Annotated in this window: 16 protein-coding genes; 8 read left to right on the top strand and 8 right to left on the bottom strand. The window is 67.8% G+C overall.

Annotation, left to right across the window (positions count from 1 at the left end):
• Positions 1 to 66 precede the first annotated feature (66 nt).
• Positions 67 to 462 (top strand): limonene-1,2-epoxide hydrolase family protein, encoded by a 396-nt coding sequence (locus IPV08_RS06695; protein WP_207411261.1) that lies wholly within the window; start codon positions 67 to 69, stop codon positions 460 to 462.
• A 52-nt stretch (positions 463 to 514) separates the two neighbouring features.
• Here the strand turns inward: IPV08_RS06695 and IPV08_RS06690 are convergent, their stop codons facing one another.
• Positions 515 to 892 (bottom strand): DUF4440 domain-containing protein, encoded by a 378-nt coding sequence (locus IPV08_RS06690; RefSeq protein WP_056452601.1) that lies wholly within the window; start codon positions 890 to 892, stop codon positions 515 to 517.
• Between the two features lie 321 nt (positions 893 to 1,213).
• Between IPV08_RS06690 and IPV08_RS06685 the strand changes: the two genes are divergently transcribed.
• Positions 1,214 to 1,534 carry a multidrug efflux SMR transporter gene (locus IPV08_RS06685; RefSeq protein ID WP_207411260.1) on the top strand — a complete coding sequence of 107 codons (321 nt, stop codon included), beginning with the start codon at positions 1,214 to 1,216 and terminating at the stop codon, positions 1,532 to 1,534.
• Between the two features lie 156 nt (positions 1,535 to 1,690).
• On the opposite strand, the gene IPV08_RS06680 is transcribed toward IPV08_RS06685, so the two are convergent.
• The 4 genes from IPV08_RS06680 to IPV08_RS06665 form a co-directional block, all read right to left on the bottom strand.
• On the bottom strand, positions 1,691 to 1,903 hold the full coding sequence (locus IPV08_RS06680) for a hypothetical protein (protein WP_056425826.1): 213 nt from the start codon (positions 1,901 to 1,903) through the stop codon (positions 1,691 to 1,693).
• A gap of 88 nt (positions 1,904 to 1,991) precedes the next feature.
• Entirely contained in the window at positions 1,992 to 2,768 is a 777-nt protein-coding gene (locus tag IPV08_RS06675) for a hypothetical protein (RefSeq protein WP_207411259.1), read from the bottom strand.
• On the bottom strand, positions 2,765 to 2,983 hold the full coding sequence (locus IPV08_RS06670; protein WP_056425820.1) for a hypothetical protein: 219 nt from the start codon (positions 2,981 to 2,983) through the stop codon (positions 2,765 to 2,767). The genes IPV08_RS06675 and IPV08_RS06670 overlap by 4 nt, the downstream gene beginning before the upstream one ends.
• A gap of 114 nt (positions 2,984 to 3,097) precedes the next feature.
• Entirely contained in the window at positions 3,098 to 3,340 is a 243-nt protein-coding gene (locus tag IPV08_RS06665) for a hypothetical protein (RefSeq protein WP_207411258.1), read from the bottom strand.
• 381 nt (positions 3,341 to 3,721) lie between these two features.
• Between IPV08_RS06665 and IPV08_RS06660 the strand changes: the two genes are divergently transcribed.
• Positions 3,722 to 4,117, top strand: a complete 396-nt coding sequence (locus tag IPV08_RS06660) for an MliC family protein (protein ID WP_246747832.1) — start codon at positions 3,722 to 3,724, stop codon at positions 4,115 to 4,117.
• Between the two features lie 484 nt (positions 4,118 to 4,601).
• On the opposite strand, the gene IPV08_RS06655 is transcribed toward IPV08_RS06660, so the two are convergent.
• Positions 4,602 to 6,299 carry a flagellin gene (locus IPV08_RS06655; protein WP_207411257.1) on the bottom strand — a complete coding sequence of 566 codons (1,698 nt, stop codon included), beginning with the start codon at positions 6,297 to 6,299 and terminating at the stop codon, positions 4,602 to 4,604.
• A 242-nt stretch (positions 6,300 to 6,541) separates the two neighbouring features.
• On the opposite strand from IPV08_RS06655, the gene IPV08_RS06650 reads away from it, so the two are divergent.
• On the top strand, positions 6,542 to 6,955 hold the full coding sequence (locus tag IPV08_RS06650) for a flagellar biosynthesis repressor FlbT (protein WP_207411256.1): 414 nt from the start codon (positions 6,542 to 6,544) through the stop codon (positions 6,953 to 6,955).
• A gap of 336 nt (positions 6,956 to 7,291) precedes the next feature.
• Here IPV08_RS06650 and mdoH read toward each other — a convergent pair whose 3' ends face one another.
• Positions 7,292 to 9,442 (bottom strand): glucans biosynthesis glucosyltransferase MdoH, encoded by a 2,151-nt coding sequence (gene mdoH, locus IPV08_RS06645; RefSeq protein ID WP_207411255.1) that lies wholly within the window; start codon positions 9,440 to 9,442, stop codon positions 7,292 to 7,294.
• On the bottom strand, positions 9,430 to 10,938 hold the full coding sequence (locus IPV08_RS06640; RefSeq protein WP_244483603.1) for a glucan biosynthesis protein D: 1,509 nt from the start codon (positions 10,936 to 10,938) through the stop codon (positions 9,430 to 9,432). Before IPV08_RS06640 ends, mdoH begins: the two co-directional genes overlap by 13 nt.
• A 348-nt stretch (positions 10,939 to 11,286) precedes the next feature.
• Between IPV08_RS06640 and IPV08_RS06635 the strand changes: the two genes are divergently transcribed.
• The 4 genes from IPV08_RS06635 (at position 11,287) to IPV08_RS06620 (ending at position 16,375) form a co-directional block, all read left to right on the top strand.
• On the top strand, positions 11,287 to 11,523 hold the full coding sequence (locus IPV08_RS06635; RefSeq protein WP_207411253.1) for a hypothetical protein: 237 nt from the start codon (positions 11,287 to 11,289) through the stop codon (positions 11,521 to 11,523).
• A gap of 151 nt (positions 11,524 to 11,674) precedes the next feature.
• On the top strand, positions 11,675 to 13,078 hold the full coding sequence (gene glmU / locus IPV08_RS06630) for a bifunctional UDP-N-acetylglucosamine diphosphorylase/glucosamine-1-phosphate N-acetyltransferase GlmU (protein ID WP_207411252.1): 1,404 nt from the start codon (positions 11,675 to 11,677) through the stop codon (positions 13,076 to 13,078).
• Positions 13,079 to 13,312: 234 nt separating this feature from the next.
• Positions 13,313 to 15,139, top strand: coding sequence for a glutamine--fructose-6-phosphate transaminase (isomerizing) (glmS, locus tag IPV08_RS06625; RefSeq protein ID WP_207411251.1), 1,827 nt, complete (start codon positions 13,313 to 13,315; stop codon positions 15,137 to 15,139).
• 189 nt (positions 15,140 to 15,328) lie between these two features.
• On the top strand, positions 15,329 to 16,375 hold the full coding sequence (locus IPV08_RS06620) for an endonuclease/exonuclease/phosphatase family protein (protein ID WP_207411250.1): 1,047 nt from the start codon (positions 15,329 to 15,331) through the stop codon (positions 16,373 to 16,375).
• The last annotated feature ends 106 nt before the right edge of the window (positions 16,376 to 16,481 follow it).

The following is a 16,481-nucleotide window of genomic DNA, read 5'->3' as shown; positions in this document are numbered from 1 at the left end:
TGCGCGGTCTCGTTCGAAGTTCGATCGACGACCGGCGACGCCGATTGAGGGGAAACGAGGCACGCAATGATCGAAGACACCCCCGAGATCGCCCTGGTGCGTCTGTTTTTCGAACGCATCAACGCAGATCGCTTCGATGACGCGATCGATCTCCTGGCCGAGGACGTCGTCTACCACAACATCCCGCTGCCGGAGATCCGTGGTCGGGAGAACGCGCGGAGCTTCCATAAGACCTTCGGGGTCGGCAGTCGCATTCGTGTCGACTGGCAGCTCCTGCACATCGCAAACGATGGCGATACGGTTCTGACCGAGAGGCTCGATCTCTTCACCGACCGGAACGGCGGCCGCATCACCCTTCCCACCATGGGCAGCATGCGCGTTGGCAACGGCGCGATCACGGAATGGCGGGATTATTTCGACCTCGCCAGTTTCGAGCGACAGGCCGCTGCGCTGGAAGCCTGACTCGCCGCTCTCGGGCGTCGAGCGCAGGGTTCGGCTACGAGGATGGCCGTACCTATCCGGCGGCCTTCTCGGCCGTGGAGCCGACCAGCGGCGGCGTCTGCTGGTGCTGAACCACGCGCCAGACCTCGTGTGACAGCCGGCGATAGGTCGAGGTGCAATGCGCCTGATAGGTCTCGCCGTCCCGCGAGGCCTTCGCATGATAGGCGATGACGATCAGCCCTTCCTGCGGACGGGAGATCTGTCCCCCGGAAAGCTCGACCTCCGACCAGCGGGGCGTGTCCGCGACGGCCTCGATGGCCTGCGAGCCGCTCAGCACGAAGGGGGGCTGCGGCAGCACCATCAGGCATTCGTCGTCGACCAGTTCACGGTAATGGTCCGCCCCACCGGTCCAGAGACTCTTCTCGAAGGACCAGACGCGATCGTCGTCCATTGTGCTCTCCCACGGGCTGCTGTCTTTCAGAGAAGATCGCGGAGCGCGGTTCGTTCCTGGCGCGGCGGCCTACACAGATGCGCTCCGGCCGATGACGATGCGCGAGCGAGGGGCCTCCATCGACCAGTCGAAAGGATGGAACAGGCGTGTTCCTGCGCGGCGGCATCTCAGGGGCCGCCGTTCCCGTTTGGGGATGACCGGCACTTTTCCGCCTTGAAAATAAGCATTCTGCTCGCTAATTAGGCACTCGCGAGGCCACGTCCTCCCCCTCCTGCAGGGTCGAAGTCCGGGACGGCCCGGCCCTTGAAGCAGAGGGCCGATATGGCTTGGGTCTATCTCGGAATTGCCGGTGTCCTCGAGATCGTCTGGGCATCCATGATGAAGCAGTCGGACGGCTTCACCCGCCTCTGGCCGACGGTCATCACCTTGGTGGCGATGGTCGGAAGCTTCGGGCTGTTGGCCATGGCCATGCGAACGCTGCCGCTGGGGACTGCCTACACGATCTGGACGGGTATCGGCGCGATCGGCGCTTTCGTGGTCGGCGTGACGGTCCTCGGAGAAGAAGCCAGCCTCACCCGCATGATCGCGGCTGTCCTCATCGTCTCAGGACTCGTGACCATGAAACTCGCGAGCGCTCACTAACTATCCCCGGTCCCTCGTGCATCGGCTCCATGTGGCCGCCGGGGAGGGCGGCTTCGATGGCCCCCCCGGTCCCAAACCAGATGCGCTGCGATCGGCCCGCACCGCTCGGCCTAGGATTCCGCAGCCGACAGTTTCGGTCAGTGCCACGAAGCTCACTCACGACGAGCGCTTCGTGGGAGGCTTCTCTGCAGCGGCATCCGCGGCATCGCGCTCGAGCCGCTGGGCCTTCAGCCGAACGATCTGGTCGTCACGCGCCGTCTCTCGGACTTTGACTTCTTCCCAGACCTGACCAGCCGTATCGGCACGTTCGGCGGCCTTGGCAGCCCTCGTGTCCTTACGGTCCTGCCGGCCGACTTTGTCATCCGTCATTCGATCGTCTCCAATTCCGGAAGCGGTAGCGTGATGACCCATCGCGCGCGGGAAGCAGGTCCGAGGAAAGGCTTCGACGGCGAGTGGTTCACGCCGATGTCGAGAAAAGCATCATGGCGTCAGCCTCCGTATCGAGGGGATTGTCCGAGACGAAAGACCGCCGCTGGAGCGCTCGCTCGCTTGCCTCCGCACCGCATTTCTCCACGTGGACAACGCGGTTCACGACCTGAAGGTTCGGAGCGCCCCAATAGGCCAGCAATGTCGGCCAAGCAGCGTCGCGGTCTTCGCGCCAGACGCGATAGAGCGGTGTGCGATGGTCGACCTCGGCCGTCTTCAGCAGGCGCTTCCCGGAGGCGGCGCAGCGATGGCGCTGATGCGCCTTCAAAACCTTCACCTGGTCGCTCGGCGCCACCCAGAACTTCCAGGCCGTGACGCAGGCCGAATGCCAGCGGGCGTTCTTGTTCGGCGTGCCGGTGCCCCACAGATCCTTGTGCCAGCCGAAGCGGAAGATCGGCTGCCCGCAGATGCAGCAATGGCCGGGCCCTCGCGCATGCGCAGGCTCGCGATAGGGCGAAGGGGGCATCCGGAAGGTCGCGGCGAGGCCCGAACCCTTCTCCGAACCGAGACGCCACGTCCATCCCTCCGGCTGGCCTGAGCGTGCGGCCAGTGCCCGCGCCAGGCGATCGGCCCGGAGGACGTGGTTGCGCCAATAACTCTCGACGGCGAGGCGCGGCGTGGGCGGCGTCAGCGGGCGTGACAGCGCGTGCTGGAGGACCGGCGCCGGGAAGAGGGCGGGAAGCGAGCGTTCAAGCCGGGCGCGGGAGCGTCCATTGCGCTCCGCGCGCCACTCCGATGCAGCGGTCACGCCGGATCGAGGACGCGAGCGGGGGAAACCGCCGGTGCCGGTGCCGGGACCGGTACGCCGGCGATGGCGTCGGCGAGGAAATTCAAGCGTAGCGCTAGGTCGCTCACCTCGTTCAAGGCGATGGCTTTATCGCCGCTCTTCACCGCCCGGGTGATGTCGCTGATCTGCATCTTCGCCATGCGCGACAGTTCGGCGGAAAGCTGGTCCCTGGTCATCGGTATCCATCTCGGTTCGGCGGTTTCGTGCCTAACGAGGCCTAAAGCCGGAGGGTTACCGGGCGGTTTCAGCCGGCGAACCGAGACGGCGTGCGGATGTCCGTGCCACCACTCTCACTGCCGAGGTGCGGGCGTGGGGGTCGGCTGCGTCGGCGCTTGCTGGTTGGGGCCCTGCGGCGCGGGGGCCGGCTGCCGAGGCGCCGTGCCGGGGGCAGCCTGGTCGTCCGACAGCGTCTGGTTCGCCTTGGTCTGCAGCTGATCCGCCGTCTGCTGGTTGATGAGCCCATAGGACACGGCAGCCGCGAGAGCCACGGCGATGACAGCCCCGATGATCGTCTTCGTGAGCTTGCTCTGCATGGACATGCCTCCTGCGGTCGCCCTCACCTGAGGCGTCCTCGACGGAACAACGGTAATGGCTCGCAGGCTGGTTCCACTCCGGTGTTTCGTCCCCCTTGAACGGGCGGGCCAGCCACGCCAGAGCGCTCTCCGCCGACGTGGATGCCGACCGGGAGACGGATACTGGACGTTGAACCGGACGCGGATGGAGAGACGTCGATGGAGGCCCTCCTGGCGGCCCGTGTCGGATCGTCATGGGCGAGGAGCGGAGATCGGGATATCCAGGAGCCCCTGAGCTCCGGCCCATCATCATGATCCCGAGCGGTCGTATGCTTGACGGGACCTCCGGTCGGGCGCGTCCTAACCCTCCGGCCGATCAGGCTGAACTCGGAGATGCTCTCGATGATGCGCCTTCACACCGTATCGCCGTTTCTCGTTGCCGCCGTCATGGTCGGCGTGTCGATCCAGGCTCACGCAGAGGCCCCCGACAAGACGCTGTCCCGGGCGACCGCCAGCGAGGGGGCAACGACGAAGCGGGTGATCTTCTCGTGCCCAAAGGACGTCTTGCTCACGGTCGAGTTCGTCACCTCCGACCCGGCACAGCCTGCGATCGTCCGGCCTCCCGAAGGGCCGGAGATCACTCTGCCGGCGCAGCCTTCGGGCTCAGGGTTTCGCTACGGCGACGACACGCATGAACTGCGCGGCAAGGGGCAGGAGGTCACGTGGACCGACCAGTCCAAGCACCCCATCGTCTGCACGGAGCAGAAGCCGCCCGCGGGTGGGACAGAGCCGAACTGAGCTCCGCTCCGGCGGCCGTTCGGCGGGCCAAAGGCCGAACGAGTGTTGCCGCCTTTGGCCCGCCCAACGCCTCGATACGGGCAGGGGCAGAGAACGATGAGCGAACGCCTTCGGATCGAAAGACCGAGCCCGGGCAATACTGTCGCTGATCTCGAGGGACTGCGCGGAATGGCCGGAAGCGAATCTGAAGTCCGCTTCCTCGAACCACTCGGCCATCCTTCCGAACCGTTGCGAAGGCGCGATGGCGTGCCTTCGCCGACGCCTGGGCTGTCGTCCGTCGCTGAACGGGCTCGATCCCGTCATCCGGCGGCCTTGTCCCCGGCAGCGTGAGGGGCAGCGGGACCGAACCGCCCTTATCTGTCGGATCGTGGTGGCCCGCTCGGTCGTCCCTCGATACTCCTCATTCGGCCGGGGCCGGGACGTGTCGCGAACGAAAACGGCCGGGGTTTCCCCCGGCCGCTTAGTGTCGTGACGGCTGATCCGCTTAGCGGAGGAGCTGCAGGATGCCCTGCTGCGCCGTGTTGGCGAGCGAGAGGGCCGAGATGCCGATCGACTGGCGGGTCGACAGGGCCTGGGAGTTGGCGGCTTCCTCGTTGAGGTCCGCGTTCGTCAGGTTGGCCGAGCCGGTGTCGAGGATGTTGATCAAGTTCTTCGAGAAATCCTGACGGTTCTGCACCACCGAAAGGTTGGAGCCGAAGGTCGAGGACTGGGCACGAAGCTGGCTGGTGGCGGCGGTGATGGCCGTCAGGGCCTTGTTAATCTCGTCGTCGGACTGGAACCCACCGGTGACCGAGCTCAGGCCAAGGCCATCGGAGTCGAGCTTGGCACCCTCGATGTTCAGGTTGGACGAACCCGTCTCGTTGAAAGTGACCTTCAGCGAGTTCTCGGCCTTGTCCGTGCCCGAACGGTACAGAAGATTGATGCCGTTGTAGCTCGAATCCTTCGCTTGCTGGGTGATCTGATCCAGCAGCGTGTTGAACTGCTTGGCGAGGGAGGTGCGGGTCGCGTTGGTGCCGCTGGCAGATCCAGCACCGCTCGCCACGACCGGCTTTGCGGTGGCACCGGCACCAAAACCGATATCCGTGTCGGTCGTCGCGGAAGACGCATCGATCGTGATCTTCTGATCTGAACCCGTCGCCGTCGAAGTAAAGGTCACCTTACCCGTCGTATCATCACCAACGGCCGTGACCTTACCCTTGAAACCGGTATCGGCATTCAGTTGCTTGTTGATTGCGGTGGCAAGGTCCGTCGCCTTTGCATCCGTCAGAGCGCCGAGCGTGGCATCCGCAGCCGTGTTCAGCTCGATCTTTTTGGCCGGGCCATCGCCGAGCTTGATCGTGAACGACGCATCGGCTGCGCCCGTGAAGTCAGGGCCGGTACCACCAGTGGCCAAACCAGCAACTGCTGCACCTTCTGCAGCTGCAGCTGTGGCGCCGTTCTTAGCATCAGCACCCTTGGCTGTCTGTGCAGCTGTGGCAGTACCAAATCCAAGATCGACTTCGTTGCCGGTCGCGTTAGTGACCGTTGCCGTTGCGTCCTTACCGGTCGCAGTCGACGTGAAAACAATCCGACCATCTGTCGTCTTGGAGGCAGAGACCGCAGCAGGATTTGTCGTGTCGTTGGCCAGCTGGTTATTGATTGCCTTGACCACGTCATCAGCGGTCGCCTTGCCGACGTTGCTCGTCACGCCGCTCAGCGTGGAAGCATCGAGGGTGATCACAGTATTATTGGTGCCGTCATTCACGGTGAAAACGGCGTTGCGGGTGCCGGAGAAGTCCTGCGTGCCGTCGGTGGCCGCCGTGGACGTACCTTGGAAGGACGTCGCTGCCGAGAGGATTGCGGACGTTGCCGGCGTGCCGCTCGTTACAGCGCTCTTGTCGGCTAGCGCCTGGTTGGCGGTGGACTTGGCCGAGTCGACCAGCTTCTGGATCGAGGTGATGCCCTGGTTGGCGGCCTGGATCGTCTGGACGCCGTTTGAGATGCCGTTGAGGAGCGAGCCGAGATCGCCCGAGCGGCCGGACAGGGACTGCGAGGTGAAGAAGCTCGTCGGATCGTCGAGGGCCGAGTTGACCTTCTTGCCGGTCGACAGACGGTTCTGGGTCTGGGTCAGGAGGTCGGCGGTACCCTGCAGCGAGAGCAGGTTCTGGCGCGTTGCCGCGGTGAGCGTGATGCCTGAAGACATGTGGTCCGATCCATTCTGATCTGGAAGCACCCCTTTTTTGGATGCAGCGTCACCAAACCACGAGGACGTTGCGAAGGTCTTAAGGCGAACGGTTAACGAAACATGTGGGGGATCCGCTGCATTCTCCGTATTTTCGCGGCCTTCGGGGCGATGCCGGATTCCGCGAAGCAACCCTCGCCAATGCGGTGACGTCTTGTTAACCGTCCGGACCGATGATCCCGCCCGAGCCCGAAGGACCGGTCATGCCCCTGAAGATCGAACTCAAGCCGTTCGAGCGGTTGCTGATCGGCGGGGCCGCGATCCGCAACGGGTCCCGGCGGTCGAGTTTCGTCATCGAGACGATGACGAAGTTCCTGCGCGAATCCGACATCATCACGGAGAGCGAGGCCGATACGGCCTGCAAGCGCCTCTACCTGACTCTCACGGTGCTCTATCTCTCCGATGACGTGTCGGAGATCGAGAACCTGTTCGTGGCCCAGGCAAGCGAATTGCTCGAGGCGGTACCGACCACGGCTCCCTATGTCCGGGACATCAACGCCCACGTGGCGGCGCGGGACTTCTACCGGGCGATGAAGCGGGGCAAGGACCTCATCCAGTACGAGGCCTCCCTGGCGGACCGTCTCGCCAAGGCACCCGATTCGGGAAACGCCGACTGACCTTCCGGATCGGCGGCCGAGCGGGCAGGGGGCCGGCATCGGCCGCCCGGATCCGCGGGCTCTCGTGGAAACGAGCTCCGGGCACGGTCGATCCCCCCGTCTCACGCGGGCTACCGGATTCACACATCTGCCCTCGTTGGCAGACCGCGTCCCTCTCCCCCTTGTGGAGAGAGGTTAGGAGTGGGGGTGGCTCCGCCAGCCTCCGCAGCTTGAGGGTCGCCCGACCACCCCCACCTCCAACTCCCCCCACAAGCTCGACGGATCTCGGGCAGGCCCGAGATCCGCTGGGGAGGAGGGCTCGTCAGCGCATCCCGCGACAGGCGTGACGATCGTAGCTCACGCCTGCGCGAGGCGGGTGAGGCGGTCGAGGAGGGCGCGGTCGTGGAGGAGGGCCATGCGCTCCTTCGGGCTGAGCCACTCGGCGGCCTCCGCGATGGTCTCGGCCTCCACCACCTTGGCCTGGGCGAGGGCGCGGTCCGTGTCGATCACGCCGCGGGGACGTTTGGGCATCTCGGGCAGCATCAGGGCATGGGCTTCGGCGAAGCCCGCATCGGCGTGGAGGGCGCGGATCGCATCCGAGTCGTCGAGGCCGGCCTCGGCGTTGCGGGCCGCGAGCGTCCCGGCGGTGACGGCGATGGCGGGCGGGTCGCGCTCCTCCGGGGTCATCAGCAGGCCAAGGCGCTTGAGGGCGAGGCCCCAGGAGAGCTGGCCGCTCGCCCAGGAGATCGGGATCGCCAGGACGAGGCCGAGGATGGTGGGCGACATCCAGAGGAACAGCGAGGTGGCGATGGCGAAGGCGGCGATGCCGGTCACCAGTCCCAGCACCATGTGCCAGCGGTGGCGGCGGACGATGTCGCGCAAGGGTATCGAGCCGTCGTCGCGCCGCTGCGGGTTCCAGCCGGTATCGCGCCCGACCAGGATCTCGAACACCGAGCCGGATTGGATCAGCATGGCGATGGGGGCGATGAGCGCGGAGAGGATCGTCTCGATCAGGCTCGACAGGACGAGGCGGATGGCGCCGCCCGAGGCCCGGCGCACCGGCCCGTCGATGAGGGCGAGGATCAGCCCCAGGAGCTTCGGCGCCAGCAGGATGCCCATGGTGAGCCCGAACAGCTGGAGCGCGCGCACGGGGTCGAAGCGCGGCCAGACCGGGTAAAGCCCGAATTCGGAGGTGAAATATTCCGGCCGCACATAGGCGGTCTGGAGCACCAGGGCGATACCGACCACGAGCTGGCCGAGCCAGAGCGGGGAGGCGACGTAGCCGGCGATGCCGGTGGCGAAATGCTGGCGCGAGGCCAGCGTTAGGCCCGCCGCCCCGATGACGCGGCTGTGCTGGAGGTTGCCCTGCGCCCAGCGCCGGTCGCGCACCGCGACGTCGATGAGGGAGGGCGGGCTCTCCTCGTAGGAGCCGGGCAGGGCGGGCAGCATGGTCACGCTCCAGCCGGCCCGCCGGATCAGCGCCGCCTCGACGAAATCGTGGCTGAGGATGTGGCCGCCGAAGGGTGGTTTGCCCTTGAGATCGGGCAGGCCGCAGGCCTCCGCGAAGGCGCGGGTGCGGATGATGGCGTTGTGGCCCCAGTAATTGCCGTCGCGGCCCGACCAGACGGAGAGGCCCGTGGCGATGACCGGGCCGTAGATGCGGGCGGCGAATTGCTGGACGCGGGCGAACAGGGTGTTGCGGTTGATGATGAGCGGCAGCGACTGGATGATGCCGGAATCCGGGTCCGCCTCCATGGCGGCGGCGAGATGGACCACGCAGGGTCCGGTCATCAGGCTGTCGGCGTCGAGCACCAGCATGTGGTCGTAGGCCCCGCCCCAGCGCGAGACGAAGTCGCCGATATTGCCGGCCTTGCGGTGATGGTTCTTCGCACGGTGCCGGTAATAGAGCCGCGCATCCGCGCCCCAGCGCTCGCGCAGATCGAGGAAGGCGCGCTCCTCGGCGATCCAGGCATCGCCCACCGTCGAGTCCGACAGGACGAAATAGTCGAAGGCCTCGCCGAGGCCGGTGGCGTCGATCTCCGCCCGCATGGCTTCCACGGCCGCGAAGGTACGGGCGGTGGCCTCGTTGTAGACCGGCATGACGATGGCGGTCTTCGTGGCGAGCCGGGTCGGCGGAAGCGGCGCCTTCGGCCGGCGCAGGAGCGTGGCGAAGCCCAGGATCGCGCTCATGAAGGAGAGGGCGATCCAGGAGAAGTTCAGGGTGAAGAGCACGAGCAGCACGTATTGCAGCGCCGTCGTCCCGCCCGAGACGGCCACGACCTCGTACATCTCCAGGGCGCCGTAGGCGGTGAGCAGCGCCGCCCCGCCGAAGACGAAGGCGCGGGCGGCCCAGGGCCGCCGCGCGGGCTTGGCCGGACGGTGCCCAGATGCGGGGTCCCAGCGGTCGAGCGCCTGCACCGGCATGGGCAGCGGGGCTTCGGGCGGCATCGCGGGCCGGAAGGAAGCCGGGGCGGTGGGGGGAAGCGCGTGCGTGTTCAGGGTGTCCACCGGTAGAGCCAGGTTTCGGTGACGGAGGCCTCCCCGCGCTTGAGCACGAGGCGCAGTTCGCAGGATTTCCCGCCGCCCGTGTCGAGCTCGAAGGAGACCCGCACCGTCTTACGGTCGGGATAGCGATAGAGGGTCGGGGCCGCCACCGTGCCGGGCGACGTCAGCAGCGTCGGCTGCAAGTCCGGATCGGCGAACAGGATGTCGCCGGTGAAATCCACCAGGAACAGGCGGCGGTTGCTCCCCGGCGCCTTGCCGCTGCGGGTGCCGGAGACGAGCGCCACGGGCGGCGCCTCCGGCGGCTGCCAGCACCAGTGCTGGCGATAGCTGAACGCATGCTCGGTGCCCGCCGCCAGCGTCGCCTTCGGCCGCCAATAGGCCAGGATGTTTTCGTTGAACTCGGAATCGCTCGGGATCTCGAGGAGCGTCACCGCGCCCGGCCCCCAATTGCCGAACGGCTCGAGCCAGAGCGACGGGCGCCACTCCCAATGCTGCACGTCGTCCTCGAAATCGGCGTAGCTGCGCGCCCGCTGCATCAGGCCGAACCCTTTGGGGTTCTCGTCGACGAAGGACGAGACCTGCAGCGTCTCCGGGTTGCGCGCGGGACGCCAGATCGCCTCATTGGCACCGGTGCGGATCTGCAGGCCGGTGGAGGCATAGGCGCCGGCGCGGGCATCGTCGGCACCGCGCCGGTCGTAGGGGCCGAAGAGGTAGCTCGTGGTCATGCCGCCGAGACCGAGATGGTCGATGGCCGCGCGCGCGAACACCGTGCCCTCCACATCGCACAGCGAATCGCCGCCGGGCCGCAGGCTCATCCTCAGGGACGCGGTGGCCGAGGGGGAATCGACAAGGCAATGCAGCACCAGCGGGCCGCCGGGGCCCGGCCGCTCGACCCAGATGGCGCGGAGTTCGGGGAACTCCTCGCCGCGTGAATCGGCGGGGCGCAGAGTGAGGGCGCGCGCGGTGACGCCGAACCCCTGGCCGGTAGCGACGAGGCGGAAGAACGACGCCCCCTGGAAAGTGGCGAAATCGGTGAGTTCGCCGCCATCGAACCGGGCGCGGATGCGCAGGCCCGAATAGCCGGGATCGTCCTTGAACTCGGGCAGGGCGATGCCCTCCGCCTCGAACCGGGCGCGGTCGTAGGCCAGCGGCCGCACTGTGCCGTCCTCCACCAGGGCCAGGGCCACGCGGCCGGTGAAGACCGAGCCGCGATGCAGGGGCTCGAGGGTGAAGCCGAAGGCCTCGTTCGCCCAGATCGCGCTGCCCGGCACGGTCCGGATGGCGTTGTACTGCTCGCGGTTGAGCCCGGTCAGGGCACCGGGCAGGTCGTCGGTGCGGGGGGCGGCATAGGGGCGTTTGGCAAGCTCGCGGGCGAGGTCGGGCACCGTATGGCCGAGGAACGGCGCGCCCTCGGCGGGGAGGGCGGGGGCATCGTCCGCCCAGGCGGTCGAGGCGGTGCCGGGGAGGGAGAGAGCCAGCGCGGCGGCGCTCGCCTGCAAGAAAAGCTCCCGGCGGCTCCGGTCCTGCGGTCCCGTCAGCACGGGATCATCGGAGGAGGGTTCTGTCACGGCGCGGCGAAGTCCCGGAATCGTCGGCGTCATTGGACCTGTAATGTCGGCGCGGGAAGGCGCGGGGTGCGATGCAGTATGTCCCGGCTTTACCACGGCACGGCCCGAACCCAACCTTAAGCCGGAAGGAACCGAAACCGTTCAACGGAACGCGGATTTTCCCGGCAGGCAAGCAGTTCGGCCGGGAACGGCGGCGAGGGGCGATAAGGGTCCCGGACTGGCCGAATAGCCGCGCTTGTGACAGATTCCAGAGGTCGTTCACCTCTTACGAGGCACCTCATGGCGCTCATCCCATGCCCTGCCTGCTCGCGACAGGTCTCCGCGCAAGCCGTGGCCTGTCCGGGATGCGGCCACCCCGGTGACGCCGCCTCCCCGGCGGGAGGCGGTGTGACGCGCATGCTGGGAACCGTCGCCGGCACCTATATCTCCTCCACCACCCTGGCGAGCCTGGTCCTGGGGGTCGTCATGTTCGTGTGCCTGGCCGCCGTGCTGATCACCCTGATCCTCAAGAGCTGATGCAAGAGCTGATGACTCGGACGGTTCGGACCGGATCTCCGTCCGCGCCCCCGGCTCGCCGGCCGCGCAGGCTTGCTACCCGACAAGCCACGCAGTAGCGCAGCCGGATAGGACGCGAGCCGGCCCCCGGCCCGACAGCGGCGGAGCGACGATGACGGCGCAGACCCCCCATTCGACCGAGCCCGCCAGGACGGGCGGACGCAGCCTCACGGCCATCGTTCTCGCCGCCGGCAAGGGCACGCGGATGCGGTCCGACCTGCCTAAGGTGCTGCACGCGGTGGCCGGGCGGACCATGCTCGGCCATGTTCTCGCCGCCGCTCGCGAGGCCGGGGCGACCCGCATCGCCGTGGTGGTCGAGCCGGGGCAGGAGGCGGTGGCCGCCGAGATCGCGCGGGCCGCACCCGGAGCCTCGGTCCATCCGCAGGTGGAGCGCCTCGGCACCGCCCATGCGGTTCTGGCCGCCCGCGAGGCCCTGGAGGCGGGCTCCGACGACGTGGTGATCGCGTTCGGGGACACTCCCCTGGTCACCGGGGCCACCCTCACCCGCCTGCGCGCGCCCCTGGCCGATGGGGCGGCGGTGGCGGTGCTGGCTTTCACGGCGGAGAATCCCACCGGCTACGGACGGGTGCTGACGGCGGGCGGGCGCGTGCTCGCCATCCGCGAGGAGAAGGATGCGAGCGCGGAGGAACGCGCCGTCACCCTGTGCAATGCCGGCCTGATGGCGCTCTCCGGCCCCCATGCCCTCTCCCTGCTCACGCGGATCGGCAACGCCAACGCGGCGGGCGAGTACTACCTGCCGGACGCGGTCGCCCTTGCCGTGGAAGACGGGCTCGCCGTGGCGGTGGTGCCCGTGGACGAGGCCGAGGCGCAGGGCGTCAACGACCGGGTCCAGCTCAGCGTCGCCGAGGCGACGATCCAGGCGCGGCTGCGCCGCGCGGCCCAGATCGGCGGGGCCACCCTGGTGGCGCCGGAAACGGTTTTCTTCAGCGTCGACACGGTGTTGGGCCGGGACGTTCTCGTGGAACCTCATGTGGTGTTCGGCCCCCACGTGACGGTCGGCGACCGTTGCGTGATCCATGCCTTCTCGCATCTCGAAGGCGCGACCCTGGCACAGGGCGTCAGCGTCGGCCCCTATGCGAGGCTTCGCCCCGGCGCGGTGCTGGAGGCCGGCTCGCGCATCGGCAATTTCGTCGAGATGAAGAACGCCCGCCTCGGCGAGGGCGCCAAGGCCAACCACCTCACCTATCTCGGCGATGCCGAGATCGGGCCGGGCGCGAATGTCGGGGCCGGCACCATCACCTGCAATTACGACGGGGTGAACAAGCACCGGACCGAGATCGGGGCCGGCGCCTTCATCGGCTCGAACACCGCCCTTGTGGCGCCCGTGAGCGTCGGGGCCGGCGCGATCATTGGCGCGGGCTCGGTCATTACGCATTCGGTGCCGGCCGATGCCCTCGCCATCGCCCGCAGCCGCCAGCGCATCATCGAGGGCATGGCCAGCGGGATGCGGGCAGCCCTGCAGGCGATGAAGGCCGCTCGTTCCAAGAAAGACTAGTTCCGTCAGTATCGTATCGTCGGACGTGGACGTATCCGTTGAGCCGAATTCAGCCTCGGAGACCGTGCAAGAGCAGGAACCCTGGCCGGATCGTGTTCCGATCCGGTACAAGGCCCTCCCAGAAGGCTTGGGCCGCTCCTTGCGTGGGCCACCGCCAAGATCCCGGTCCGGGACTGTCGGAGGCACGATCCTTCCGCTTTCCCGGCCAAGCCCCCTCGTGTGAGAGAAGCGACCATGTGTGGAATCGTTGGCATCGTCGGGCATGAGGCGGTGGCGGGGCAGGTGGTCGAAGCCCTGCGCCGCCTCGAATATCGCGGCTACGATTCGGCCGGGGTCGCCACCCTGGCCAATGGCCGGCTGGATCGCCGCCGCGCCGAGGGCAAGCTCTCCAACCTCGAACTCAGGCTGCGCGACGAGCCGCTGCCCGGCGCCATCGGCATCGGCCATACCCGCTGGGCCACCCATGGCCGCCCCAACGAGACCAATGCCCACCCGCATGCCACGGCGCGGCTGGCCGTCGTCCATAACGGCATCATCGAGAATTTCCGCGAGCTGAAGGCCGAGTTGCAGGCCGGCGGCGTACGCTTCGAGAGCGAGACCGACACCGAGGTCGTGGCCCAGCTCGTCAGCGCCGAGATGGACAAGGGTCTCGGCCCGGTGGAGGCCGTAGCCGCCGCCCTGCCGCGCCTGCGCGGTGCCTTCGCCCTGGCCTTCATCTTCGCCGGCCACGACGATCTCCTCATCGGCGCCCGCCACGGTGCGCCCCTGGCCATCGGCTTCGGCGATGGCGAGACCTATCTGGGCTCGGACGCCCTCGCCCTCGCCCCCTTCACCGAGGAGATCACCTATCTGGAGGAGGGCGACTGGGCGGTGCTGACCCGTGAGGGCGCCGCGATCCGCGACATCGACGGCAACCCGGTCTCGCGCCAGCGCCAGCGCATCGTCGCCCAGGCCTACCGGGTCGAGAAGGGCAACCACCGCCACTTCATGGCCAAGGAAATCCACGAGCAGCCCGAAGTGGTCGGCCGCACGCTGGCCCATTACGTCGATCTCGCCAATGGCCGGGTCGCCCTGCCCGAGGCGCTGCCGTTCGATTTCAAGGACCTCTCGCGGCTCTCGATCACCGCCTGCGGCACCGCCTATTATGCCGGGCTGGTGGCGAAATACTGGTTCGAATCCCTGGCGCGGCTGCCCGTGGAGATCGACGTCGCCTCCGAGGCGCGCTACCGCGAGCCGCCCCTCGACACGGCCGGCCTGACCCTCGTCATCTCCCAATCGGGCGAGACCGCCGACACCCTGGCCTCCCTGCGCTACGCCAAGAGCCAAGGCCAGCACACCCTGGCGGTGGTCAACGTGCCGACCTCCACCATCGCCCGCGAGGCCTCGGCCGTGGTGCCGACGCTCGCCGGCCCCGAGATCGGCGTGGCCTCCACCAAGGCCTTCTCCTGCCAGCTCACGGTGCTCCTGTGCCTCGCCATCGCGGCAGGCCGGGCGCGGGGTACCCTGAGCGCCGAGCGCGAGCGCGAACTCGTCGACGCGCTCATCACCGTGCCGGGCCTGATGGCGGACGCGACCAAGCTGGAAGGCGAGATCGAGCTTCTCGCCCGTGAGGTCTCGAAGGCCCGCGACGTGCTCTATCTCGGCCGCGGCACGAGCTACCCGATGGCGCTGGAAGGCGCGCTGAAGCTCAAGGAGATCAGCTACATCCACGCCGAGGGCTACGCCGCCGGCGAGCTCAAGCACGGCCCCATCGCCCTCATCGACGAGAGCGTGCCGGTCATCGTCATCGCGCCGCACGACGCAATCTTCGAGAAGACGGTGTCGAACATGCAGGAGGTGGCCGCGCGCGGCGGCCGCATCATCCTCATCGGCGACGCCAAGGGCGCGGCGGCGGCCGGCCTCGACACCATGGCGACGGTGACCATGCCCGACCTCGACCCGGTCGTGTCTCCCATCGTCTACGCCGTGCCGATCCAGCTCATCGCCTACCACACGGCCGTTTTCATGGGCAAAGACGTGGACCAGCCGCGCAACCTCGCCAAGTCCGTGACGGTGGAATAGGCCGGAACCGCCACCGGAATCCGTCGATTGTCAGGCGCCCCTCGAAACCGGGTCGCGTGGCGGTCGAAACGGGGGTCGCATGGCGGTCATTACGGGCCGCGTGGCGGTCGCGCGAGACGACGCGGCATGGCCCATTGAATGGCCCGGTTGGGCGGCTCCCTGACGGGCGCACGGCGGCGGAGACCAGGTTTGACGTATCTCACGCTCGCCCTGCAGGGCATCGCCGGTCTGCTGGTGGCAGCCACGGTGCTGCCCCTGATCGAGACCAATCTCGGCTTCGTCCGCAGCCTGGACTTCCCCCGGCTCCAGATCGCGGTGGCACTGGCGGCCTGCCTCGCCGGCCTCCTTCTGGTCTCCCGGGACACGACGTCCCTCATCCTCGCCCTCGCCATGGCGGCGGCTTTGGTCATGCAGGTCCGCTACATCCTGCCCTTCACGCCGCTCGCCGCCACCCAGGCGAAGGCGGCCAAAGCCTGCGAGCCGGGAGACCGGCTCAGCCTCGTGGTGCTCAACGTATTGCAGACGAACAGGAATTACGGCGCGGCCCTCGATCTCGTCACGCGTCGCTCCCCCGATCTCGTCCTGCTGCTGGAGACCGATTCCGCTTGGCAGGAGGCCATGTCCCCATTGCGCGCGCTCTACCCGAACCGGGTCGAGCAGCCGCAGGACAACACCTACGGCCTGCTGTTCTACTCCCGCCTTCCCCTGCGCGGCCCCGAAATCCGCTTCCTGCTCCAGGACGACGTGCCGTCGCTGCGCACGCAGGTGGTGTTGCCGGACGGCGAGGCGGTGAGGCTCTATGGCCTGCATCCGCGCCCCCCGCATCCCGGCCATAGCAGCGCGCCGCGCGACGCCGAACTGGTGATCGTCGCCCGTGAAGTGGCGGAAGCGCCGGGTCCGACCATCGTCGCCGGCGATCTCAACGACGTGGCCTGGTCCCGCACGACCCAATTGTTCCAGAGTATCAGCGGCTTGCTCGATCCGCGCCGGGGCCGCGGCCTGTTCGCGACTTTCCACGCTAAATGGCCTGTGATGCGCTGGCCCCTCGACCATGTCTTCTTCAGCGAGCACTTCCTGCTCGGCCACATGGAACGGCTGCCCGGCGTCGGCTCGGATCATTTCCCGATCACGGTCAGCCTCTGCGCGGCGCCGCAGGCCCCCGCCCGGCAGGAGAAGCCCGAGGCCACCGCGGAGGATCACCGCGATGCTCAGGAGGCCATCGAAGCCGTGCGTTGACGAACTGCGAAGTGGTGTCGACACGGTGCCTCTCCGGTATCAGACTGGCCCGCGCATAATGCCCGGCGCGCCCCGTGCTTGCCCGCCTCCGGGCCGGACAACCGAC

Source organism: Methylobacterium sp. SD274, from assembly GCF_017355285.1.
Taxonomy (GTDB): domain Bacteria; phylum Pseudomonadota; class Alphaproteobacteria; order Rhizobiales; family Beijerinckiaceae; genus Methylobacterium.
This window is presented reverse-complemented; position numbering and strand designations above follow the sequence as displayed.

What these genes read in the sequence shown, in the direction of transcription:
- IPV08_RS06695 (WP_207411261.1), top strand. Translation starts at nt 67, where the DNA reads ATGATCGAAGACACCCCCGAGATCGCCCTGGTGCGTCTGTTTTTCGAA.
- IPV08_RS06690 (WP_056452601.1), bottom strand. Translation starts at nt 892, where the DNA reads ATGGACGACGATCGCGTCTGGTCCTTCGAGAAGAGTCTCTGGACCGGT.
- IPV08_RS06685 (WP_207411260.1), top strand. Translation starts at nt 1,214, where the DNA reads ATGGCTTGGGTCTATCTCGGAATTGCCGGTGTCCTCGAGATCGTCTGG.
- IPV08_RS06680 (WP_056425826.1), bottom strand. Translation starts at nt 1,903, where the DNA reads ATGACGGATGACAAAGTCGGCCGGCAGGACCGTAAGGACACGAGGGCT.
- IPV08_RS06670 (WP_056425820.1), bottom strand. Translation starts at nt 2,983, where the DNA reads ATGACCAGGGACCAGCTTTCCGCCGAACTGTCGCGCATGGCGAAGATG.
- IPV08_RS06665 (WP_207411258.1), bottom strand. Translation starts at nt 3,340, where the DNA reads ATGCAGAGCAAGCTCACGAAGACGATCATCGGGGCTGTCATCGCCGTG.
- IPV08_RS06660 (WP_246747832.1), top strand. Translation starts at nt 3,722, where the DNA reads ATGATGCGCCTTCACACCGTATCGCCGTTTCTCGTTGCCGCCGTCATG.
- IPV08_RS06655 (WP_207411257.1), bottom strand. Translation starts at nt 6,299, where the DNA reads ATGTCTTCAGGCATCACGCTCACCGCGGCAACGCGCCAGAACCTGCTC.
- IPV08_RS06650 (WP_207411256.1), top strand. Translation starts at nt 6,542, where the DNA reads ATGCCCCTGAAGATCGAACTCAAGCCGTTCGAGCGGTTGCTGATCGGC.
- IPV08_RS06635 (WP_207411253.1), top strand. Translation starts at nt 11,287, where the DNA reads ATGGCGCTCATCCCATGCCCTGCCTGCTCGCGACAGGTCTCCGCGCAA.
- glmU (WP_207411252.1), top strand. Translation starts at nt 11,675, where the DNA reads ATGACGGCGCAGACCCCCCATTCGACCGAGCCCGCCAGGACGGGCGGA.
- glmS (WP_207411251.1), top strand. Translation starts at nt 13,313, where the DNA reads ATGTGTGGAATCGTTGGCATCGTCGGGCATGAGGCGGTGGCGGGGCAG.